Origin of the sequence: Faecalicatena orotica (genome assembly GCF_905197545.1) — a bacterium.
Lineage (GTDB): Bacteria > Bacillota > Clostridia > Lachnospirales > Lachnospiraceae > Faecalicatena_A > Faecalicatena_A orotica.
On sequence record NZ_CAJJZH010000014.1, the window covers coordinates 16,504 to 38,295 of the forward strand.

Annotated in this window: 22 protein-coding genes; 19 read left to right on the forward strand and 3 right to left on the reverse strand. The window is 46.5% G+C overall.

The features are described 5' to 3' along the window. The first annotated feature begins 53 nt into the window (after positions 1-53). The 8 genes from ABIN22_RS21405 (at position 54) to metF (ending at position 8,474) form a co-directional block, all read left to right on the forward strand. Entirely contained in the window at positions 54-2,477 is a 2,424-nt protein-coding gene (locus ABIN22_RS21405; RefSeq protein WP_346911103.1) for a peptidase U32 family protein, read from the forward strand. Between the two features lie 29 nt (positions 2,478-2,506). Beyond that, on the forward strand, positions 2,507-3,982 hold the full coding sequence (locus ABIN22_RS21410) for an FtsW/RodA/SpoVE family cell cycle protein (protein ID WP_346911105.1): 1,476 nt from the start codon (positions 2,507-2,509) through the stop codon (positions 3,980-3,982). Positions 3,983-4,019: 37 nt separating this feature from the next. Beyond that, positions 4,020-5,369 carry a peptidoglycan D,D-transpeptidase FtsI family protein gene (locus ABIN22_RS21415; RefSeq protein ID WP_346911172.1) on the forward strand — a complete coding sequence of 450 codons (1,350 nt, stop codon included), beginning with the start codon at positions 4,020-4,022 and terminating at the stop codon, positions 5,367-5,369. Between the two features lie 27 nt (positions 5,370-5,396). Beyond that, positions 5,397-5,741: a hypothetical protein gene (locus ABIN22_RS21420; protein WP_118618706.1), complete on the forward strand. Its 345-nt coding sequence runs from the start codon at positions 5,397-5,399 to the stop codon at positions 5,739-5,741. A 6-nt stretch (positions 5,742-5,747) separates the two neighbouring features. Next, complete coding sequence (locus tag ABIN22_RS21425; RefSeq protein WP_346911107.1) at positions 5,748-6,791, forward strand: DUF2953 domain-containing protein; 1,044 nt, start codon at positions 5,748-5,750, stop codon at positions 6,789-6,791. A gap of 12 nt (positions 6,792-6,803) precedes the next feature. After that, complete coding sequence (locus ABIN22_RS21430; protein ID WP_109730286.1) at positions 6,804-7,217, forward strand: GerW family sporulation protein; 414 nt, start codon at positions 6,804-6,806, stop codon at positions 7,215-7,217. Between the two features lie 47 nt (positions 7,218-7,264). Beyond that, the gene (locus tag ABIN22_RS21435) at positions 7,265-7,402 is read left to right on the forward strand and encodes a hypothetical protein (RefSeq protein WP_181368603.1); all 138 of its coding nucleotides are present in this window, start codon (positions 7,265-7,267) and stop codon (positions 7,400-7,402) included. 208 nt (positions 7,403-7,610) lie between these two features. Further along, positions 7,611-8,474 carry a methylenetetrahydrofolate reductase [NAD(P)H] gene (gene metF, locus ABIN22_RS21440; RefSeq protein WP_109730287.1) on the forward strand — a complete coding sequence of 288 codons (864 nt, stop codon included), beginning with the start codon at positions 7,611-7,613 and terminating at the stop codon, positions 8,472-8,474. Here the strand turns inward: metF and ABIN22_RS21445 are convergent. Both ABIN22_RS21445 and rpmB read right to left on the reverse strand, forming a co-directional pair. Next, positions 8,460-9,383: a LysR family transcriptional regulator gene (locus ABIN22_RS21445; protein WP_346911110.1), complete on the reverse strand. Its 924-nt coding sequence runs from the start codon at positions 9,381-9,383 to the stop codon at positions 8,460-8,462. The genes metF and ABIN22_RS21445 overlap by 15 nt on opposite strands. 115 nt (positions 9,384-9,498) lie before the next feature. Beyond that, positions 9,499-9,684, reverse strand: a complete 186-nt coding sequence (gene rpmB / locus ABIN22_RS21450) for a 50S ribosomal protein L28 (RefSeq protein WP_025657513.1) — start codon at positions 9,682-9,684, stop codon at positions 9,499-9,501. 179 nt (positions 9,685-9,863) lie between these two features. Between rpmB and ABIN22_RS21455 the strand changes: the two genes are divergently transcribed. From ABIN22_RS21455 to ABIN22_RS21490, 8 genes are all read left to right on the forward strand, one after another. Further along, positions 9,864-10,511, forward strand: coding sequence for a cytidylate kinase-like family protein (locus tag ABIN22_RS21455; RefSeq protein WP_242995964.1), 648 nt, complete (start codon positions 9,864-9,866; stop codon positions 10,509-10,511). A 74-nt stretch (positions 10,512-10,585) separates the two neighbouring features. Beyond that, positions 10,586-10,945 (forward strand): Asp23/Gls24 family envelope stress response protein, encoded by a 360-nt coding sequence (locus ABIN22_RS21460; protein ID WP_181368622.1) that lies wholly within the window; start codon positions 10,586-10,588, stop codon positions 10,943-10,945. A gap of 14 nt (positions 10,946-10,959) precedes the next feature. Continuing rightward, on the forward strand, positions 10,960-12,624 hold the full coding sequence (gene fakA / locus ABIN22_RS21465; protein ID WP_109730290.1) for a DAK2 domain-containing protein: 1,665 nt from the start codon (positions 10,960-10,962) through the stop codon (positions 12,622-12,624). 46 nt (positions 12,625-12,670) lie between these two features. Continuing rightward, entirely contained in the window at positions 12,671-14,797 is a 2,127-nt protein-coding gene (gene recG, locus ABIN22_RS21470; protein ID WP_346911174.1) for an ATP-dependent DNA helicase RecG, read from the forward strand. A gap of 193 nt (positions 14,798-14,990) precedes the next feature. Then, a complete protein-coding gene (locus ABIN22_RS21475; RefSeq protein WP_009004297.1) occupies positions 14,991-15,197 on the forward strand; it encodes an alpha/beta-type small acid-soluble spore protein in 207 nt (68 codons plus the stop codon). A gap of 90 nt (positions 15,198-15,287) precedes the next feature. Continuing rightward, a complete protein-coding gene (gene rsmD / locus ABIN22_RS21480) occupies positions 15,288-15,857 on the forward strand; it encodes a 16S rRNA (guanine(966)-N(2))-methyltransferase RsmD (protein WP_118618716.1) in 570 nt (189 codons plus the stop codon). Continuing rightward, positions 15,851-16,342, forward strand: coding sequence for a pantetheine-phosphate adenylyltransferase (gene coaD, locus ABIN22_RS21485; RefSeq protein ID WP_109730293.1), 492 nt, complete (start codon positions 15,851-15,853; stop codon positions 16,340-16,342). Before rsmD ends, coaD begins: the two co-directional genes overlap by 7 nt. A gap of 2 nt (positions 16,343-16,344) precedes the next feature. Next, positions 16,345-16,938: an ATP synthase subunit B family protein gene (locus ABIN22_RS21490; protein WP_109730294.1), complete on the forward strand. Its 594-nt coding sequence runs from the start codon at positions 16,345-16,347 to the stop codon at positions 16,936-16,938. Here the strand turns inward: ABIN22_RS21490 and ABIN22_RS21495 are convergent. Beyond that, a complete protein-coding gene (locus ABIN22_RS21495; protein ID WP_118618718.1) occupies positions 16,924-17,853 on the reverse strand; it encodes a transporter in 930 nt (309 codons plus the stop codon). The two genes, ABIN22_RS21490 and ABIN22_RS21495, sit on opposite strands and share 15 nt — an antisense overlap. Positions 17,854-17,975: 122 nt before the next feature. Between ABIN22_RS21495 and ABIN22_RS21500 the strand changes: the two genes are divergently transcribed. From ABIN22_RS21500 to ABIN22_RS21510, 3 genes are all read left to right on the forward strand, one after another. Beyond that, on the forward strand, positions 17,976-19,418 hold the full coding sequence (locus ABIN22_RS21500; protein WP_346911114.1) for an aminoacyl-histidine dipeptidase: 1,443 nt from the start codon (positions 17,976-17,978) through the stop codon (positions 19,416-19,418). A gap of 60 nt (positions 19,419-19,478) precedes the next feature. Next, on the forward strand, positions 19,479-20,318 hold the full coding sequence (locus ABIN22_RS21505) for a M23 family metallopeptidase (RefSeq protein ID WP_346911116.1): 840 nt from the start codon (positions 19,479-19,481) through the stop codon (positions 20,316-20,318). A 63-nt stretch (positions 20,319-20,381) separates the two neighbouring features. Then, entirely contained in the window at positions 20,382-21,788 is a 1,407-nt protein-coding gene (locus tag ABIN22_RS21510) for an RsmF rRNA methyltransferase first C-terminal domain-containing protein (protein WP_346911118.1), read from the forward strand. Positions 21,789-21,792 lie beyond the last annotated feature (4 nt).

Sequence of the window (21,792 nt, forward strand, 5' to 3'; positions counted from 1 at the left end):
TTTCATCTTATGGACAACTTTGCTATGTATAGACTAAACTTGGAGGAGCAGGATTGACAAGGGGTAATCAGGATAGACGGAGAATAGAGATACTGGCGCCGGCAGGCTCTTATGAGAGCTTTCTGGCGGCCGTAAGAGCAGGGGCGGATGCGGTTTACGCAGGCGGCCCTCGTTTTGGTGCGCGGGCCTTTGCAGATAACTTTACAGAAGATATGCTTTTAAAGGCCATTGACTATGCGCATTTACATGGCAGAAAGCTGTATCTGACTGTTAATACACTGCTTAAGGATGCGGAGACAGATCACTTATATGAGTATCTTGCACCACTGTACCGGCAGGGGCTGGATGCAGTGATTGTTCAGGATGCAGGGGTCCTGGAATTCATGAGGACGCAGTTTCCAAAGATGGCGGTACATGCCAGCACCCAGATGACGATTACAAATGCAGAGGGCGCTCTGTTTCTGGAAGAGCAGGGGGTGGAGCGGGTTGTACCGGCAAGAGAGCTCTCTCTGGAAGAGGTCAGGGATATTGCTGACAGGACAGGGCTGGAGATTGAGTGCTTTGTACATGGGGCACTCTGCTACTGTTATTCAGGACAGTGCCTGCTAAGCAGCCTGATCGGTGGAAGAAGCGGCAACAGGGGACAGTGTGCACAGCCGTGCAGACTTCCTTTTACGACGGATAAAAAGAAAGAGCATTTACTGAGCCTGAAAGATATTTGTACACTGGAACTGATTCCAGAGCTTGTTGAGGCAGGGATCGATTCCTTTAAAATAGAGGGCAGGATGAAAAAGCCGGAATATGTGGCCTTAGTAACCTCTATGTACCGGAAATATACAGATTTATATCTGGAGGAAGGGAAAGAAGCATTTCGGGTTACAGACCAGGATAAAGAAATGCTGATGGATATTTACAACCGCGGAGGGTTCAGCACCGGATATTACAGGCAGCATAACGGGAGAGACATGTTATCCCTGAAGCGGCCGAACCATGCCGGGGTTCCTGCCGTAAGGGTGACGGGGCAGAAAGGCCGGGAAGTTTTCGGTGAGGCCCTGACGGATATCCACAAAGGTGATATACTGGAACTCGACAGTTTCAGAGACCATACGGATACAAAGAATAACTATACCTTTGGGAAGGATGCGGGCAGGGGAAGCGGTGTCTCACTTCTTGTTCCAAAGGGAAGGAAATATGCAAAGGGGATTGTATTATACCGCCTTCGTAACCAGAGCCTGCTGGATGATATTGGGGAACGTTATGGCAGAGGTGCCGTTTGGGGGCCAATCACCGGAAGATTGGAGCTCAGACAGGGTGAGAAGGCCGTGCTGACAGTCAGCCGCGGCGAGGTATCCGTAACGGTCAGGGCAGAAGAGCTTACAGAGGAAGCCAAGAACCAGCCTCTGGATGAGACCCGCCTCAGAAAGCAGCTTCAAAAGACCGGGAATACAGAATTTAATTTTGAAAATCTGGAAATTGTAACAGAAGGGGCGGTTTTTCTTCCCATGCAGAGGATTAACGAACTTAGGCGCCGGGCACTGGAACTGCTGGAAAAGAAAATCTGTGACGGATTCCGGCGGAAAGAAGAGGGCACCCTTTACGGAGAGCGGATGACGGATCAAGTGATTTCCGGCAGTCTTTATCAGGAGGAATGGTTTCCCCGGCTGTCTGCACTGGTGGAATCAAAGGAGCAGCTGAGGGCTGCGGCAGATTCTGATGACCTGTACAGGATTTACATAGACAGCGTCATTGAAGGTGACATTTTCCGGGATCATGAACTTGCCGGTCTGAGAGATAAATGCAAAGAGACGGGAAAGGAGTTCTTTCTTGCCATGCCGCATATTTTCCGAAAGGAGGCGGCTGCGTTTTTTGACGCGGGCTGGGAGGACTTTCTGAAGTTTGGATTTGACGGGGTTTTGGTAAGGAATTATGAAAGTTTTCATTATTTAAAGGAACATGGATTTGACAAGAAGGTCATATTGGACCATAATCTATATGTGTTCAATCAGAAGGCTAAGCAGTTCTGGAGCAGGCAGGGGCAGATTTCCTTTACGGCACCTGCCGAGCTAAACGAAGGGGAATTAAAGGAATTAGGCATCAGTGAGGCCGAACTGGTCGCATATGGAAGGCTTCCCGCGATGGTTACGGCCCAGTGTATCTTAAAAACGACTGACGGATGCAGCAGGGTGACCGGTATTACGAGGATCGGTGACAGGTACCAGAAAGAATTTCCGGTCAGGAATTGCTGCCGTTTTTGTTATAATATTATATATTATACCTCTCCACTTTTTACGGCGGATTTAAAAGAATCTTTGAGGGGGCTTTCCCCGGCCGGGCTGAGGATGCAGTTTTCGCTGGAAGATGCAGAAGAGACGGCACGTATCATCCGGTTATGCGGGGATATTTACCACAGGGACATGCCGGCTGATTTGAAAGACACAGATTTTACCAGAGGACATTTTAAACGGGGGGTAACCTAGTTCTTAACGACTTATAAAGCAGGTGAAAAATGGTTAATGTAATAGTAGAATTATCAAAGTATATTATGATCATACTGATGGCTGTATACACATTTTCATGCTTTTCGGTATTTGCCCAGGTATATGAAGAAGATAAGAAGTGGATACTGATCAGGCAGAATGTCCTGATGTTCCTGATTCAGTTCACGGCATATCTGGTCATGTATCTGCAGACAGAGGAGAAGAAGCTTGTCTTCTTTTATCTGGCCCAGGTGGTACTGCTGATTGCGATCCTTGTACTGTACAGAGTTTTATATCCGAAAGTATCCAGACTGATTGTAAATAATATGTGTATGCTGCTGAGCATCGGATTTATCATGATTACAAGGCTGACTTACTCAAAAGCAGTGAAGCAGTTTATATTTGCGGTGCTGGGAACCGTGATCGGTCTGTTTGTACCGGTGCTGATAAGAAAACTGAAGTTCTTAAAGGACTGGGGGTATATCTATGCCGGCATCGGGATACTCGCACTGGGGGCTGTTGCCGTACTGGGGCAGATATCTGACGGGGCGAAGCTTGGATTTACAATAGCGGGATTCGGGGTACAGCCTTCTGAATTTATCAAGATTTTGTTTGTGTTTTTTGTGGCGGCGAGCCTGAACAGGTCGACAAGTTTTAAAAATGTTGTGATCACGACGGCCATAGCGGCCGCACATGTTCTGATCCTTGTTATTTCCACGGACCTTGGTGCCGCTTTGATTATGTTTGTTGTTTATCTGGTTATGCTCTACGTGGCGACCAGAAATCCGTTCTATGCAATTGCGGGCATCGGGGGAGGGAGTGTGGCCGCCGTGCTGGGCTATCATATGTTCAGCCATATTAAAGTCAGGGTTTCAGCCTGGCAGGACCCGTTTGCCTCTTACAGTGAGGGCGGCTACCAGGTCGCACAGTCTTTGTTTGCAATCGGGACAGGGAGCTGGTTCGGGATGGGGCTGTATCAGGGACTGCCTGACAGCATACCGGTAGCAGCCGAAGATTTTATTTTTTCCGCCATTTCAGAAGAAATGGGACTGATATTCGCGCTGTGCCTGATACTCGTGTGCGTGAGCTGTTACGTAATGTTTTTAAACATTGCAATGGCGATCCGCAACCAGTTCTATAAATTAATAGCTCTTGGTCTTGGAACCTGCTATATTTTCCAGGTATTCCTGACAATCGGCGGTGTTACAAAGTTCATTCCGTCTACCGGGGTGACCCTGCCGCTGGTCAGCTATGGAGGAAGCTCCATGCTGAGTACAATGATTATGTTTGGGATTATACAGGGCCTGTATATTTTAAGAGAAGACGAGGAAGAGATTATTGAGAAGAGAAGAGAAAGAGATATTCGAAGAAGTGAGCCAGGGGGGAGGGCGCCGGGGAAAAAACAGCCGCCAAAACAGCCGCCAAAACGTCCGTCAGAGCAGCCGCCAAAACAGCGGAGGAAAAAACCAGCGTTCGAAGAAGTTCCGCAACAAAGAGTTCGCTAGGGTCACCTATCTCTTTGTCGCGCTGTTTCTGGCGCTGATGGCTTATATTGTATATTTTAACATTGTGCGGGCAAAGACAATCGTAAACAGTCCGTATAATGAACGTCAGGATGCATTTGCCGACCGGGTCATACGCGGAAACATTGCAGACAGGAACGGCAATATCCTTGCGACGACAGAGGTCGCGGAGGATGGAAGCGAGGTGCGCAGCTACCCTTATGGGGCCGCTTTCGCACATGTAGTCGGATTCAGCAATTCCGCCGCGGGCAAGAGCGGTCTGGAATCGATCGAGAATTTTGAGCTGCTCACCTCGAACTCATTTTTTGTAGAAAAGTTGATGAACGAGTTTAAAGATGAAAAGAATATGGGGGATACGGTTGTTACGACTCTGGACGCGGATCTGCAGCAGGCTGCCTATAATGCACTTGGCAGTAATAAAGGTGCAATTGTCGTGATGGAGCCGGGCACAGGAAAGATACTGGCTATGGTCTCGGGGCCCGCCTATGATCCGAACAGCGTGGAGAGTAACTGGGATGTCCTGAATTCAGACGATACAAACAGCCCGTTGTTAAACAGGGCGACACAGGGGCAGTATGCCCCCGGTTCAACATTCAAAGTAGTCACGGCGCTGGAATATATGCGGGAACATAGTGATTATGCGAATTACAGCTATGAATGCAATGGTGAGATCACGGCGGATAATGTGACGATCCACTGCTTTGACAGTACCGTTCACGGGCTGGAGGACCTGCGTAGTTCTATGGCGAACTCCTGTAATTCCTCATTTGCCAATATCGGGTTATCTTTAAACAAGACATCGTACCGGAAAACCGCGGAGGACCTGCTCTTTAATAAGAAGCTTCCGTCTGTAATGGACTACTCCAGAAGCTCTTTTAGGATTAATGAAAAGTCTACAAGCGCCGATATGATGATGACGGCAATGGGACAGGGGGAGACATTGGTCAGTCCTTACCACATGGCCTTGATTACGTCCGCAATTGCCAACGGCGGAACATTGATGGAACCATATCTTGTCGAAAAAGTAACGAATTACAATGGAACAGAGATCAGCAAGAATGTCCCGAAGAGTTATAGAAAGCTGATGACCTCTGATGAGGCATCCCAGCTGAAAGATTATATGCGGGCGGTTGTGGACGAAGGAACGGCAACGCTTTTGAGTGGTCAGTCCTATACGGCGGCAGGAAAAACAGGAACAGCTGAGTACAGTCTTGACGACGGGGAGAAGACACATTCCTGGTTCATGGGATTTACCAATGTTGACAACCCGGAGCTTGTGATCAGTGTCATTATCGAAGGCTATGACGGAGATGCAGGAGCAAAGGCAGTGCCTATCGCTAAGCAGGTGCTGGATGCTTACTATTATTAAAATATAGGGCCAAAAGTGGTGAAGAAAATGCAGATGACATTTTACTGTGACTTATATGTCAGTGAAGATTTGGGGAAGAAAAAAGAGAAGGTAATGCAGAAACTTCGGGAAAACAAGGCACAGCCTTCGGTTTATGTAATAACCCTTGCACAGGGGAGACAGAACCATCTGGAATTTTATTCTTCCCTGCTTTTAAAACAGCATATTTATGAAGATACCCCTCTGTTTGTTGTGGGAATCGCAGACGGATATGACGATGCTATGTACTTGGTGGAACAAATCGTCAGAGAAATTTATGACCGGACGGATGATACCGATGTACGGGGATACATCGAGAAGCGTCAGATAGAATATGAGGAAGGCAGAGTGTAAGAGTAGATGTTACATATAATCCTGTTGATTTTAAAAATTATAGGATGGATATTGCTTGCGATACTGGGACTTATTGTATTGCTTCTTTGTGTCGTCTTTTTTGTGCCCCTTTGTTACCGCGCGGACGGAAGCTGTAAGGGAACTTTTGACTCCCTGTACGGGAAAATCCGTTTTTCCTGGCTTTGGCATCTGGTCAGCGGTATTGCCGTGTATGAGGAAGGTAAGTTAAGCTGGACGGTCAGGATTGCATGGAAGAAGATGTCGTCGGAAGAACCGGTGCAGGAAGCCGTTTTGGATGAACTTGAGGTGCCTGGGGAAAACATGCGTCAGGAAGAACCGGCGCAGGAAGAGATAAAGCAGGAGCCGGGCAGAGAAAAAGAGCCAGACAAAGAGAAAGAGCCGGGAGAATTTGAATCTGATGTGAAGCGTCTGGAGAAGCTCATGCAGGAGGAGGAGGGATCAATTCAGGATGAGAAGACCATTCAGGAAGAAACAAACACTCCTCAGCCGGAAGTAAAGCAGATACCTTTTCCTGAACCTGAAGAAAAAGAAGAGGAGAAGGGGCCCGGTTTATTCAGCAGGATTGGGAACCTGTTTCGGGGTTTCGCCGAAAAGGTAAAGAAATTATATGAAAAGTTAAAATATACATTTCTTAAAATCTGTGATACTATGAAAACAACGTCGGATAAGAAAGACAAGCTGATCCTGTTTATTACTGATGAAGTCCATAAATCAGCATTGGGCGCCGTACTCGTGGAGGTGAGGAGGCTTCTGCGCTTCCTGAAACCAAAGAAACTTAAGGCGGATGTCCATTTTGGTTTCGAGGACCCGTATTATACAGGACAGGTACTGGCGGTACTGAGCGTGATTTATCCATTTCTTGGAGATCATGCAGATATTGAGCCGGACTTTGAACAGAAAGTATTGGAAGGCAGTATTATGATTTCAGGAAAGGTGCGTGTTCTTTACATGATCATCATGCTCTGGAATCTGGTATGGAATAAAAACGTACGGACCACAATAAAACATATCCGGAAATTTGAATTATAGGAGGAATCAGGCATGGCAGAAGAAAACAACTTCAAAGCAACAGTGGAAGCATTATTTCAGGGGATGGACAGTGTTGTGACATCCAAGACCGTAGTAGGGGACGCAATCAATGTGGGGGATACGATTATCCTGCCGCTTGTGGATGTTTCATTTGGAATCGGGGCGGGCTCATTCAACGCTGATAAAAAGAACAAAGGCATGGGCGGTATGGGCGGAAAAGTGACCCCGAGTGCGGTATTGGTTATCAGAAACGGGTCGACGAAGCTTGTTAATATTAAAAATCAGGATACCATCACAAAGATACTGGATATGGTTCCCGATATGGTAGACAAGTTTACGACAAGAAAAGAAGATAAGGTGACAGAGGAAGACGTCATGGATATCCTGAATTCTGAAGAATCAGATGAAAATGATGCACGCATTTAAAGAATCCGCATAGAATAAACCAAAGAACCTGCCGGAGGCTGGCAGCTATGAAAAAAGTAATAGGATTCGCATTACTCTGGTTTGCAATAGGAATGTTCCTTATGCTGATTCTGCCGAATGGGATAGGACTGATCATCACCTTTATATGTCTGGCGGTGGGATATAAGCTGTTTTGCAGCTGTTAACAGAACAAAAAAAGTAATGAAGCTGTATTTTACAGACAATAATTGTCGTAAAGTACAGCTTTTTCTATTGCCGGCAATAGTAATTGGCCGGGACATAAATTTTAACTATATGTTGCCATAAAATATAAAGATTATCCTATGGCAGTATCTCCATGCTATAATTCTAAGCACGAAACAAATGAAAATTGGATTGCAGGGAGATTGAAAGATGAAAATAAAGGAATTATTTAAACAAAAAACGGTTCTGTCTTTTGAGGTGTTTCCACCGAAAAGGACGGGGTCCATCCATACAATATACCGTACTCTGGATGAACTGAAAGAACTCCGCCCAGATTTTATCAGTGTTACCTATGGGGCTGGCGGAAGCGAAAACTGCAGGACGACACTGGACATTGCTTCAGCCATCAGGAATGATTATGGGATTGAGAGTGCGGCACACCTGCCGTGCATGGGGCTGACAAAAGAAGACATCCTGACGCAGCTTGGCCAGTTTAAAGAGGCAGGGATTGAGAACATTCTGGCACTCAGGGGAGATTATGTGCCGGGACTGGAGTCGAGAGGCGATTTTCAGCATGCGGATGAGCTGATTTCCTTTATCAGGGAGAATGGTGACTTTCATATCAGTGCGGCCTGCTACCCCGAAGGGCATAATGAGTCCGCAGATATTGTTGCGGACATCCGCAATCTGAAAAGAAAAGTAGATGCAGGGGCGTCCCATTTGATTTCACAGTTGTTTTTCCACAATGATTACTTTTATAAATTCAGAGAGCGGTGCACCCTGGCCGGGATCGATGTTCCCATAGAAGCCGGAATCATGCCTGTGGCCAATAAGAAACAGATCGAACGGATGGTGTCACTCTGCGGGGTGCACCTGCCGTCCAAATTCGTCACCATGATGGAACGTTATGAAGACAATCCTGAAGCCATGAGGGATGCCGGAATTGCATATGCCATCAATCAGATCGTGGACCTGATATCGCAGGGGGTTGACGGAATCCATCTTTACACGATGAATAACCCCTATATTGCATCGCGGATATATGAGGCCGTACACAGGTTAATCGCAGCATGAATATCCGTATTCTGTTATCAGTGTTTTTAATTCTTCTATGTACCGGGAGGCGGATGCGCTGAACGGTACCTTTTCATGAGAAATCAGCCCCACCTTCATCCGCTCATCAGTCTCCAGCTTTACGGAAACAATATTATCTCCGTTGAGGTCTCTGTTAAGTACACCGGTACAGATTGTATATCCGTTCAGACCGATAAGGAGATTAAACAGAGTTGCCCTGTCGCTGACATGGATTGTCTTTTTATGGGGCGCGGTACTGAGGATCTCCTCGGAAAAATAGAAGGAATTAAAGGTTCCCTGCTCAAACGCAAGAAACGGGTAATCGTCCAGATCTTCCAGTGCGACCTGCTTCCTGCCTGCCAGAGGATGTCCGGAATGAATGAAAACATGGGGAATGGCATCAAACAGCGGTGTAAAGCGCAGGGCATTCTCCTTCAGAAGTTTTTTCAGCACTTTTTCGTTAAAGGAGCTCAAATAAAGAATTCCTATTTCACTTCTCATGTTTGCCACATCTTCTATAATCTCATAGGTCCTTGTCTCCCTCAGAGTAAACTCGTATTCATCTGCCTCGAGAGAAGAGATCAGGTTTACAAAGGCGTTGACAGCGAATGCATAATGCTGGGTGGAGACGGAGCAGAGCTGCCTCGAAGGCTTTTTATTTGTATACCGCTGTTCAAGCAACTGGGTTTGTTCAATGATCTGGCGGGCATAGGAAAGAAATTCCGTTCCGTCCGCGGATAAGGAAATGCCTTTTGGTGTCCGGTAGAATATTTCAATCCCCAGTTCTGCCTCGAGTTCCTTTACAGCGGTGGACAGGGTGGGCTGTGAGATAAAGAGCCGCCTTGCCGCCTCCGTGATGGAACCACATTCTACAATTTTAATTACATATCTTAACTGCTGTAGTGTCATAATAAAATCCTGCCGTTTACATTTAGTTTTTATTAGGATATAATGAAATTCTGCCTTACAAGGTACAAAAAAAGTACCCACATAAGTGAGTACCCCCGTGTCAGTTCAATGTTTATTAAGCGCGTTCTACACGTCCTGATTTTAAGCAGGATGTACAAACGTACATTTTTTTAGATCCGCCTTCTGTTTTCACTCTAACGGACTTCACATTTGATTTCCACATTTTTGGTGATTTTCTATGAGAGTGACTTACGTTGTTTCCAAAATGAGCACCCTTTTCACAAATAGCACATTTAGCCATCATTGCACCTCCTAACAATCTGAAATAGTCCATACAGACTCACAACACTGTTATTTTAGCAGATAGGGGTGGTTTATGCAAGCACTTTTTCAAATTTTTCCTTTTCCTTTTCTTTTACGGTTCACATAATCTGGAATTCATGATAAAATCAATATAAATAAACCGAACCGGGAGATGATATGGTACATACTATCCCGGGAACGAAGAAAGCGGGGAAGACTATGGGCAGACGGGTGATTACAATTGGGAGACAGTACGGGAGCAACGGGCATAGAATTGCTAAAAAATTATCTGAACGTCTTGGGATTCATTATTATGACAAGGAATTAATCAAGATTGCAGGTGAGATGCAGAACATTACTTATGAAGAATTACTCAAAGTAGATGAAAAGAGGGCTAATCCGTGGCGGTATCCGGTGGAGGATGAAGTCCAGATGGCGAAGCAGTTCCGCTTCGAACCTATGAATGATGTGCTTTTTTATACACAGGTAGAGATTATTAAGGATCTGGCTGCAAAAGAAGACTGCATTATTGTCGGACGCTGCGCGAATGACATCCTGAAAGGGTATGAGGGATGCAGGAGCGTGTTCATTCATGCCCCGTTTGAGAAACGGGTAGAAGTCATTATGGAGAGGGCGTCTGTTGATGAGAGGGAAGCATCACTTCTGATTAAAAAGATTGATAAACAGCGCAGATATTATTATAACTATTTTACAGACCAGAAATGGGAAGATATGACACAGTATGACATCTGCCTGAACAGTGGAAGTGTCTGTGAGGAGCAGATTCTCGATGTTTTGGCAGCACTTTATGAATCGATATTGTAAAATTCGGATAAAGAGAGTATAATACCTGTGTTGATTATCGCGAAAATCCATATAAGAATTGGAGGTAATATATGATGAAGGGTAGTATGAGTACAGATCTGGGGATTATTACGATCAATCCTGACGTAATTTCCAAGTATGCAGGATCTGTTGCGGTAGAGTGTTTTGGCATCGTCGGTATGGCTGCGGTCAATATGAAAGACGGATTAGTAAGGCTTTTAAAGAAAGAAAGCCTGACCCACGGAATCCATGTGGAGATTTCTGAGGATAATGTCCTGGCATTAGATTTTCACGTGATTGTTGCTTATGGAGTGAATATTCTTTCAGTTTCTGACAATCTGATGAACAATGTGAAGTATAAGGTAGAGGAATTTACCGGCATGACTGTAGATAAAATAAACATCTTCGTCGAAGGTGTCAGAGTGATTGATTAAGGAGGATACTTGTCGTGGCAACAAAAACGATAAATACAGAGCTGCTTACGAAGATGTTTTTAGCGGGGGCAGCAAATCTGGAGGCAAAAAAGGAATTTATTAACGAGTTGAATGTATTCCCGGTTCCTGACGGGGATACGGGGACGAACATGACGCTGACGATCATGTCTGCGGCCAAAGAAGTCAGCAGTCTGGAAAACCCGGATATGCTGTCTGTATCCAAGGCAATCTCTTCCGGCTCCCTTCGTGGCGCCAGAGGGAACTCAGGAGTCATCCTGTCCCAGCTGCTGCGTGGATTTACGAAGGAGATCCGTGAGTTCAAAGAGATTGATGTGCCGGTACTGGCACAGGCATGTGAGCGTGCCCGTGCGACAGCCTATAAGGCGGTCATGAAGCCGAAGGAGGGAACAATCCTGACTGTGGCAAAGGGGATCGCTCAGAAGGCGGCAGAGATGGCCGAGACAACAGATGATCTGGAAGTATTCATTCCGGAAGTGATTAAGCATGCGGAGTATGTTCTTTCCAAGACACCAGAGATGCTTCCGGTCCTGAAGGAGGCTGGTGTTGTGGATTCAGGCGGACAGGGACTTTTAGAAGTGATAAATGGTGCGTATGATGCTTTCCAGGGGAAAGAGATCGACTACAGTGCGATTGAGGCAAGCGCCGGGACAAAGATGGTGAAACCGACGGCTCAGGCCGAGGCGGACATCAAGTTCGGTTACTGTACGGAATTCATTATTATGGTGGAGAAGGAATTTACGGATGATGACGAGATAGATTTCAAGGCATATCTGGAATCGATCGGCGATTCCATCGTCTGCGTGGCAGATGATGATATCGTGAAGATCCATGTGCATACGAACGATCCGGGGCTGGCAATCCAGAAGGCACTGACCTATGGACAGCTCTCCAGGATGAAGATTGATAACATGCGTGAGGAGCATCAGGAGAAGCTGATCAAAGATGCTGAGAAGCTCGCCGCACAGCAGAAAGAAGAGAAGAAGGTTACGGTTCCGAGGAAGTCTGTCGGCTTCATCGCGGTTTCAATCGGTGAGGGAATGAATGAGATATTCAAAGAACTGGGTGTTGACTATATTATCGAAGGCGGCCAGACGATGAACCCGAGTACGGAAGACATGCTGACGGCAATCGATGAAGTAAATGCTGACCACATTTTTATTCTGCCGAATAACAAGAATATCATTCTGGCTGCCAATCAGGCACAGATGCTGACAAAGGATAAAGACATCCTGGTAATTCCGACGAAGACAGTCCCTCAGGGAATTACAGCCGTGATCAATTACATGCCGGAGGCGGATATTGATACGAACGCGGAGACGATGAATGAGGAGATCAAGAACGTTAAGACAGGACAGGTTACTTATGCGGTCAGAGATACGAAGATAGATGACAAGGAGATCCATGAGGGAGATATCATGGGAATCGGCGATGCCGGAATCCTTTCTGTCGGACAGTCTGTAGAGGAGACGGCGAAGGATATGCTTTCCCAGCTTGTCGATGACGATACAGAACTGATCAGCTTATATTATGGACAGGATGTCCTCGAGGAGGATGCGGCACACTTTGCAGAGCAGATCGAGGAATTGTATCCGGACGTGGATGTGGATGCACATTCAGGCGGCCAGCCGATTTACTACTATGTATTATCTGTAGAATAACGAAAGACATAAATACAGGAACGGGCCAGCACCCAGAAGAGGGCAGCTGACCCGTTTCGAAAGTTATAGACCAAAACGTGTCAGGAAATTCAGGCAGGAGAATAATAATTCTATGAACGAAGATTCTAAAATCAGTGCGTTAAAAGGAATAGGTGAAAAGACGGAGGCATTATTTGTGAAAGCCGGAATCCGTACGATCGGCGAGCTGCTGCGATACTATCCAAGAGGATATGATGTTTATGATGACCCGGTATCTATCGGGGAGGCAGTGGAGGGCAGGACAGTCGCCATAACCGGTGCCATATACGGAAAGGTACAGGTGGGCGGCAGCCGGAATATGCAGGTTACCACGATATACCTGAAGGATATTACAGGGACGCTGAAGGTGATCTGGTTCCGCATGCCGTTTTTGAGAAATACGCTTGCACGCGGAGGCATCATTACACTGCGGGGCAGAATTGTAAGAAGGCGCGACGGACTTGTGATGGAACATCCCGAGATCTTTTATCCGAGTGTGAAGTACGAGGAGAAACAGGGTACACTGCAGCCGGTCTATCCTCTTACGGCAGGGCTTACGAATAATGCAGTCAAAAAAGCGATGCTGCAGGCGGTCGGATATCTGGATCTGAAGCAGGAATTCCTGCCTGAGGATATCCGGATGAAATATGGTCTGGCTGAGTATAACTATTCTGTGAGGGGGATTCATTTCCCGGAAGATAAAGAAGAATTTTTCCATGCCAGAGAACGTCTGGTATTTGAAGAATTTCTTGTGTTCGTCTTATCTCTTAAGAATCTCAAAAGCAGGGAGGACAAGGCGAAGAACGGATTTCTGTTCCGGGATCAGGAAAAGATCGACGCCTTTTTAGGTGCACTCCCGTATGAGCTGACGAATGCACAGAAAAAGGTATGGCTTGAGATGAAGCGGGATATGTCAGGAGAGCATATCATGTCGCGGCTTGTGCAGGGAGACGTAGGTTCCGGCAAGACGATAGTGGCGCTTTTAGGTTTGATGTATGCCGGGCTGAATGGATATCAGGGGGCGATGATGGCCCCGACGGAGGTGCTGGCAAAGCAGCATTATGAGAATATCACTTCGATGTTCGGGCAGTATGATATCCCGCTGAAGACAGAACTGCTGACCGGTTCGATGACGGCAAAGGAGAAGCGGGAGGCTTATGAACGGATTGCTTCCGGGGAGGCCGATATTATCATCGGGACCCATGCCCTGATTCAGGAGAAGGCACAGTACCGTAATCTGGCGCTTGTCGTAACAGATGAGCAGCACCGTTTTGGTGTGAAGCAGAGAGAGACGCTGGCCGGAAAAGGTGTTATGCCACATATTCTTGTCATGAGCGCCACGCCGATTCCACGGACGCTGGCAATCATCCTTTATGGCGATCTGGACATTTCGGTTATTGATGAACTGCCTAAGAACAGGCTTCCGATTAAGAACTGTGTGGTAGACACAGGATACCGCGGCACGGCTTATAAATTCATGCAGAAGCAGGTGGCAGAGGGCAGGCAGTGCTATGTGATCTGCCCGATGGTTGAGGAAAGCGAGAGCATGGAGGCGGAAAATGTAATCGACTACACCCAGATGCTGAAAGAATCTCTCGGAAACGGCATCCACATTGCTTATCTGCATGGCAAGATGAAGCAGGCGGAGAAAGATATCATTATGGAAGCGTTTGGAAGGAATGAGATCCAGATTCTTGTCTCCACTACGGTCATAGAGGTCGGGATCGATGTCCCGAATTCGACGGTCATGCTGATAGAGAATGCGGAACGGTTCGGCCTCGCCCAGCTCCACCAGCTCAGGGGCCGGGTGGGAAGGGGGAAATACCAGTCCTACTGCATTTTTATGAGTGCATCTAAATCAAAAGAGACAAAAGAACGTCTTGAAATTTTGAATAAATCAAATGATGGATTTTTTATTGCATCCGAGGACTTAAGACTGCGAGGTCCCGGCGACCTGTTCGGAATCCGCCAGAGCGGGCTTCTGGATTTCAGGCTTGGTGACGTGTTCCAGGATTCTAAAATCCTGAAGATGGCGAATGAAGCCGCGGCAGAACTTTTAGAGGAAGATCCGGAACTGAAAAAAGAGGGACATGAAAAGCTGAGAGACCATATTAACCACTATATGTCTGAGATTATGCTGGAGAATACGCTCTGACGCTCCCAGGAAAATGCTTTAAAAGCCTGTAAAATCCGCCTTTTTTAGCAATTTACAAAAATCACTAAAGAAGGAAGGAACTTCCAAGAGTAAAACAGCGAATCCTCCATATACTATGGTTGTAACACACAAGAGTGTTACTAAAAAATCTGAAAAAGTAACGAAGAAAAGTTACGAGAAGGAGGAAATTATCATGGCAAGTCGTTCATCAAACAGAGCAGCCGTACCAGAGGCAAAGAGTGCACTGGACAAATTCAAATATGAGGTAGCAAGCGAGCTGGGAGTACCGCTTTCTGACGGTTACAACGGAGATTTAACATCTAAGCAGAACGGATCTGTTGGCGGTTATATGGTTAAGAAAATGATCGAACAGCAGGAAAGACAGATGGCTGGTAAATAAGCAAATTTCGTAAGAAAAAGCACTTAGGATTGACCTAAGTGCTTTTTTCTGCTAAAATTCAGCATAGTTAGAAGAATGAGGGTGTTTAAGATGAGAGTCATTGCAGGAACTGCCAAAAGGTTACAACTTAAGACATTGGACGGACTTGACACAAGGCCGACGACAGACCGGATCAAAGAGACATTATTTAATATGATAGCCCCGGGTATTTACGACAGTATATTTCTTGATTTATTTAGTGGAAGCGGCGGGATAGGGATTGAGGCATTGAGCCGCGGCGCCCGTGAAGCAGTCTTTGTAGAAAATAATCCGAAGGCTATGGCTGTTATAAAAGAGAATCTGAAGTTTACGAAGCTGGACCACAAGGCACTGACGGTGACGAGGGACGTTATGACGGCGCTGTATCAGCTGGAGGGTGAAAAAAGCTTTGATTTTATATTTATGGACCCTCCGTATGACAGAGAGCTTGAAAAGAAGGTGCTCAATTATCTGGCAGACTCACAGCTTGTTTACGAAGATACCGTGATTATTGTGGAAGCATCGAAAGAAACTGATTTTTCATACCTAGAAGAACTGGGTTTTTCCCTGATCAGGGAGAAGACCTACAAAACCAATAAGCATGTCTTCATTGAAAAGGCTGGAAAGGAAGAAATATGTTAAAAGCAATTTATCCGGGAAGCTTTGACCCGGTTACATACGGACACCTCGATGTGATCAGAAGATCCTGTAAAATCGTGGATGAGTTAATTGTCGGAGTGCTGAATAATAATGCGAAAATGCCGTTGTTTTCTGCGGAAGAACGTGTTAAAATGTTAGAGGAAGTAACAAAAGACTTGACAAATGTGAAAATTGTCCTGTTTAATGGATTATTAATTGATTTCGCAAGACAACAGGGGGCAGCTGTCGTAATCCGGGGACTGAGAGCGATTACTGACTTTGAATACGAGTTACAGATGTCCCAGACCAATCATAAACTGGAACCAGGTGTCGAGACTATGTTCTTGACCACAAGCATTGAATATTCTTACTTAAGTTCTACTACAGTGAAAGAGATCGCAGCTTTTGGGGGAGATATATCACAATTTGTGCCGGAAGCTGTAGCAGTGGAACTGGAGAAAAAGATGAAAGCAAAAAGGAGAGTGTAACTATGAGCAGCCGCATTGAGCAGATTATTGAAGAGATCGAGGAGTACATTGACAGGGACTGTAAGTTCCAGCCATTGTCTACGACAAAGATTATCGTGAATAAGGAACATCTGGATGAGTTATTGCGGGAACTCAGGATGAAGACACCAGATGAGATTAAGAGATATCAGAAGATCATAGCAAACAGAGACGCCATTCTTGCCGATGCACAGGCAAAAGCGGACGCCATGATCGAGGAAGCACAGGTACAGACGACAGAGCTGGTCAGCGAGCATGAGATCATGCAGCAGGCGTATGCCCAGGCAAACGAGATCGTTACCCAGGCAACGGCTCAGGCGCAGGAGATTATAGACAACGCGACAGAGGATGCCAATGCAATCCGGCTCGGAGCCATCCAGTATACAGATGACCTGCTGGCGAATGCAGAGAGCATTATCGGCCATACACTGGACAGCTACACGACAAAGTATGACGGACTCATCAATTCCCTTCAGGAGTGTTACGATGTTGTGCGCACTAACCGTGCAGAACTCGAGGTTCCTGAGGACGATGGCAGCCAGTATGACATTCCTCAGGACGGCTTAGGTGAAATGTAAATACAGAAAAGCAATCAGGCTGGTAACCACTGCGGTTGCCAGCTTTTCTAATGTATACGGAAGGATGGAAAGGCTGGTTTTCTGAATCATACACTGTGTCTGTGCCACCGCACAGATTCCTCCGAATGAAGTCAGGGCAAGGATCGCACAGTACTGCATGTCAAAAGGCAGGGCGGATTTTCCAAGCAGGGCGATTCCGTTCGTCACTTCCAGAGTGGGCAGGAGATATGTAATAAACGGAAACTCAAAGGGTGCTGACCGGACAAGCTCCAGAATAACCGAGAAGAGGATAATATACCCTCCAACCTTGGTGATCGTCTCAAAACTATCCATAATACATGTATCCACGATTTTAAAATTCCAGTTTGCTTTTGTGTGCCCGGCTTCTTTTAAGCCGGAAAATTGTTTTCTGCCTTTGAGGTAGAACCGTCTGAATAAGAAGCTCATCAGCATTGGTGTCCCGAGCAGAATAAGCAGGGATGGAGCGATGAGCTCTTCTTTCCCCAGCGTTTTCCAGACGATAAAATTCAGGATAAACACCGGACTTGTATTGTTGCAGAAGGAGAGTAGGTAGCGGCCTTCATCCTCGGACACATACCTGCTGCCAATCAGGTCGGCCGTCACCTTTGCCCCCATCGGGTAACCGCAAAGGAATCCCGTGATGATGGCAAAGCTCCCGTTGTCTGATACTTTAAAAATTTTCTTAAGGACCGCCCCGACGGCGCCGGATATGTAATGGATACTGTCTGTACAGACCAGCAGATTTGTAATGATGATGAAAGGAAATAAGGTTGGCAGTATGATTTGAAACCATAAAAGAAGACCTTCACTGGCACCGTTAAATACCGCTTTCGGAGAGATCAGCATGATTGCAAACAGTATGACAATTCCGATTCCGGCCAGATTACGTTTCATAAGAAGGTCTCCTCGTGAATTTTGACAATAAATATTAATAAAGATATATGAAATTGGTTGATTTTTTATGCCTCCTGTGACAAAATGATGATAGCAACTTAAACAGGAAGGGGAATGAAACAATGGCAGTATTAGAAGAATTAGAACCACAGGAAGTCTTTCACTATTTTGAAGAATTGAGTCAGATTCCAAGGGGGACATTCAACACAAAAGCAGTAAGCGATTATTGCGTGAAGTTTGCAAATGACAGAGGACTCGAGGTCATTCAGGATGAACTGAACAATGTTATTATCAAAAAGCCGGGGACAGAAGGGTATGAAGAGAGTGAGCCGGTTATTGTTCAGGGACATCTGGATATGGTGTGTGAGAAGACGGAAGTTTCAGATCACGATTTTGAAAAAGATCCGTTAGACCTCTATGTGGAGGACGGATTTGTAAAAGCAAGAGATACGACGTTGGGGGCTGACGATGGAATCGCAGTGGCGATCGCACTTGCTTTGCTCGACAGTGATACGATCCCGCATCCGCCGCTTGAGGCAGTATTCACAGTGGATGAAGAAGTGGGAATGGGAGGGGCAGGCGGAATCGACCTGACACCTTTGAAGGGAAAGATGCTCATAAACCTTGACTCAGAAGATGAGGGGACGATTATTGCAGGCTGTGCAGGCGGATTGAGCTTCTGCATGAATCTGCCGGTCGGAAGAAAGCAGGTAACAGGAGACTGCCTCGAGGTTACTATCAGAGGGTTAAAGGGAGGACATTCCGGAATGGAGATCCACCACCAGAGAGGCAATGCGAACAAACTTGCCGGACGTCTCCTGAACCGCCTGAACCAGAACATGGATATTTCACTGGCAGAAGTCCAGGGAGGTGCCAAAGACAATGTTATTCCGTCAGCCTGCACATTCACGATTGTCGTACACGACAGTGTAAAGGCAGAGATGATCATCGAGAACATGGAGAATGTCTGGAAACAGGAATTTGGCGAGGACGAACCTGAGCTGGAGGTTATCGTAACAAAGACAGAGAACATAGAGAAATCTGTGATGTCTGACATGGACATGAAGAAAGTAATCTTCTTTATCAATAACTGCCAGAACGGTGTGTATGGCTTCAGCCGCTCCTTAAAGGGACTGGTTGAGACATCAGACAATCTCGGTGTTGTTACGACAGAAGAGAACAAAATAAGCTTTGTCTTCCTGATCAGAAGTTCTGTTTCTTCGAAAATGGAGGAAATGAAAGAAGCCTTCATCAGCTGGGCTGAATTCCTTGGCGGGACCTATGAACTCTCCGGGGCATATCCGGCATGGATGTATAAGGAAAATTCAAAGATCCGTCCGATCGTAGCAGAGGTATTCGAGAAGGTATATGGCAAGACGCCGAACATCTCAACGATCCATGCAGGATTAGAGTGCGGACTCCTCTCCGGCAAGAAGCCGGAACTGGACTGTGTATCTTTCGGACCGAGGATGTATGACATTCACTCTGTAAATGAGCGTCTGGATATCGCGTCCACATGGAGAATGTGGAACATTATCAAAGAAGTTCTGAAAGAATGCAAGTAGGACAGTCAGTGCTTCATATATTAGAATGACTAACATATCAAAGGGGTTGTTCTTAAAAGAGTGAAGCGAAGAAAGTTACATAATTATGTGCTCCTGAATCTGCTTCTGGCTCTGTTTCTTACGATTGGTATACACGAAGTTCTCACAATAGGGGGCTTTGCAAGGCTGAATGAAGATACGGTTACGTCAGACGGGTTCAGGAGGCAGACTCTGAATGAAGAGTTTCTGAATTACATACAGAATACAAAAGACCCGGGAAAAGACCTGGGTCTTTATTTGTTGGAAACTGATTTTGGGAAGAAACCACTGAAAACGGTGCCGGATAAACAGGTGTTGTATGAAATGGAGAAGAAGTGGGCAGGGAGGGAAGGATGGGATGCTTACCTTGCCCAGTGCAGGGGAATCTGGAACGATGTCAGGTATTTCCCGATACCGGAGCCGGCAGGCAGCAAGGATTACGGGACATCTTTTGTTGATTCATGGATGTTTGAGCGCAGCTATGGAGGAAAGAGGGGGCATGAGGGAACTGATATTATGGCAAAGGAGAATACACGCGGACTCTATCCGGTCGTCAGTATGACGGATGGTGTAGTGCGCCACAAAGGCTGGCTGGAACAGGGGGGATGGAGGCTCGGGATCGTTGCACCCGGTGGTACATATTTCTACTATGCACATATGGATTCCTATGCGGATATTGAGGAGGGGGACACGGTCCGCGCCGGAGACCTGCTTGGTTATATGGGGGACACCGGCTACAGCAAAACAGAGGGGACAACAGGCAACTTCCCGGTGCACCTCCATGTAGGAATCTACATTTTTCACGGAGAGGAAGAGATCAGTGTAAATCCGTACTGGGTTCTTAAGTATCTGGAAAATCGTAAAATCAAATGTGTGTATTAGTAAGCGGGGTCTTTCACGAGTCCGGGATTTATGATATAATCAATCCCATGTGGAGGAAACGATATGAATTTACCGATAGCATTTGAAGAGAAAATGAGAAGTCTGCTGCATGAAGAGTATGCGGATTATGAGAAGTGTTTTGACGAGGCGCGGCATTACGGGCTGCGTGTGAATACAAATAAAATTACTGTGGAAGAGTTTTTAAAGATTGCGCCGTGGAAGCTGGAGCCGATCCCGTGGATACACAATGGGTTCTATTATGACGGGGATAGTGTTCAGCCTGCAAAGCACCCGTACTATTTTGCGGGACTGTATTATCTGCAGGAGCCGAGTGCCATGACTCCGGCCGACAGGCTCCCGGTGGATCCGGGGGATAAGGTGCTGGATGTCTGTGCGGCCCCGGGGGGGAAGGCTACTGAGCTCGGAGCTAAGCTTCAGGGAAAGGGCGTCCTGATCGCGAATGACATCAGCAGTTCCAGAGCAAAGGGATTATTGAAGAATCTGGAACTGTTCGGAATCGGGAATATGATGGTGCTCAGTGAGGAGCCCGGGAAGCTGACGGAGTATTTCCGGGGGTATTTTGATAAGATTTTAATCGATGCCCCGTGTTCCGGAGAGGGGATGTTCCGCAAGGATAAGAAGATGGTGAAGGCATGGGAGGAACACGGACCTGAATTCTTCTCAAAGATCCAGAGGAGTATTATTACACAGGCCGCTTCTATGCTGAAGACAGGCGGCATGCTCTTATATTCCACCTGTACCTTTGACCCTTCCGAAAACGAGCAGACGATCGAATATCTGCTGTCAGAATATCCGGAATTTGAAATCTGCAGTATCCGGCCTTACGAAGGATTTGCCGAAGGAATGCCGGAAACGGGGGACAGCGGGAATCAGGAACTTAAGAAGACGGTCCGCATCTTCCCCCACAGGATGCAGGGGGAAGGGCATTACCTTGCTCTGCTAAAGAAAGGGCATTGTGAAGAGAACCATGCAGCAGATGCAGACAGGGCCGGGAAAACGGCAGGGAGGAAGAAAAAGCTGCCTGAGGAACTGGATGCATTTTTTCAGGATGTGGACTGGGAACTGGATGCGTCCCGCCTTGATATACATGGAGAGCGTGTCTACTACATGCCGGAAGGCCTGCCTGACCTGAAGGGGGTCCGTTTTTTACGTTCCGGCCTTTTATTGGGAGAACTAAAGAAAAACCGCTTTGAACCGAGCCAGGCACTTGCCATGTGCCTGAAACGTAAAGATTATGCAAGGGTATTAGACCTGCCTTTGGAGGATGAGCGTGTCATCAAGTATCTGAAAGGGGATACGCTGGATCTGGAAGATATGGTGTCTGCAAAGGAGAAAGGCTGGTATCTGGTCTGCGTGGACGGATATCCGCTCGGATTCGGCAAACTTTTAGGCCAGACACTGAAGAATAAGTACCTCCCGGGCTGGAGATGGATGGGAAGTGGGCAGTAAAAAA

What these genes read in the sequence shown, in the direction of transcription:
- ABIN22_RS21455 (WP_242995964.1), top strand. Translation starts at nt 9,864, where the DNA reads ATGGTACATACTATCCCGGGAACGAAGAAAGCGGGGAAGACTATGGGC.
- ABIN22_RS21425 (WP_346911107.1), top strand. Translation starts at nt 5,748, where the DNA reads ATGTTACATATAATCCTGTTGATTTTAAAAATTATAGGATGGATATTG.
- ABIN22_RS21475 (WP_009004297.1), top strand. Translation starts at nt 14,991, where the DNA reads ATGGCAAGTCGTTCATCAAACAGAGCAGCCGTACCAGAGGCAAAGAGT.
- ABIN22_RS21460 (WP_181368622.1), top strand. Translation starts at nt 10,586, where the DNA reads ATGAAGGGTAGTATGAGTACAGATCTGGGGATTATTACGATCAATCCT.
- ABIN22_RS21490 (WP_109730294.1), top strand. Translation starts at nt 16,345, where the DNA reads ATGAGCAGCCGCATTGAGCAGATTATTGAAGAGATCGAGGAGTACATT.
- coaD (WP_109730293.1), top strand. Translation starts at nt 15,851, where the DNA reads ATGTTAAAAGCAATTTATCCGGGAAGCTTTGACCCGGTTACATACGGA.
- ABIN22_RS21415 (WP_346911172.1), top strand. Translation starts at nt 4,020, where the DNA reads ATGGCTTATATTGTATATTTTAACATTGTGCGGGCAAAGACAATCGTA.
- ABIN22_RS21410 (WP_346911105.1), top strand. Translation starts at nt 2,507, where the DNA reads ATGGTTAATGTAATAGTAGAATTATCAAAGTATATTATGATCATACTG.
- ABIN22_RS21430 (WP_109730286.1), top strand. Translation starts at nt 6,804, where the DNA reads ATGGCAGAAGAAAACAACTTCAAAGCAACAGTGGAAGCATTATTTCAG.
- ABIN22_RS21510 (WP_346911118.1), top strand. Translation starts at nt 20,382, where the DNA reads ATGAATTTACCGATAGCATTTGAAGAGAAAATGAGAAGTCTGCTGCAT.
- metF (WP_109730287.1), top strand. Translation starts at nt 7,611, where the DNA reads ATGAAAATAAAGGAATTATTTAAACAAAAAACGGTTCTGTCTTTTGAG.
- rpmB (WP_025657513.1), bottom strand. Translation starts at nt 9,684, where the DNA reads ATGGCTAAATGTGCTATTTGTGAAAAGGGTGCTCATTTTGGAAACAAC.
- ABIN22_RS21495 (WP_118618718.1), bottom strand. Translation starts at nt 17,853, where the DNA reads ATGAAACGTAATCTGGCCGGAATCGGAATTGTCATACTGTTTGCAATC.
- ABIN22_RS21420 (WP_118618706.1), top strand. Translation starts at nt 5,397, where the DNA reads ATGCAGATGACATTTTACTGTGACTTATATGTCAGTGAAGATTTGGGG.
- ABIN22_RS21500 (WP_346911114.1), top strand. Translation starts at nt 17,976, where the DNA reads ATGGCAGTATTAGAAGAATTAGAACCACAGGAAGTCTTTCACTATTTT.
- ABIN22_RS21445 (WP_346911110.1), bottom strand. Translation starts at nt 9,383, where the DNA reads ATGACACTACAGCAGTTAAGATATGTAATTAAAATTGTAGAATGTGGT.
- rsmD (WP_118618716.1), top strand. Translation starts at nt 15,288, where the DNA reads ATGAGAGTCATTGCAGGAACTGCCAAAAGGTTACAACTTAAGACATTG.
- ABIN22_RS21435 (WP_181368603.1), top strand. Translation starts at nt 7,265, where the DNA reads ATGAAAAAAGTAATAGGATTCGCATTACTCTGGTTTGCAATAGGAATG.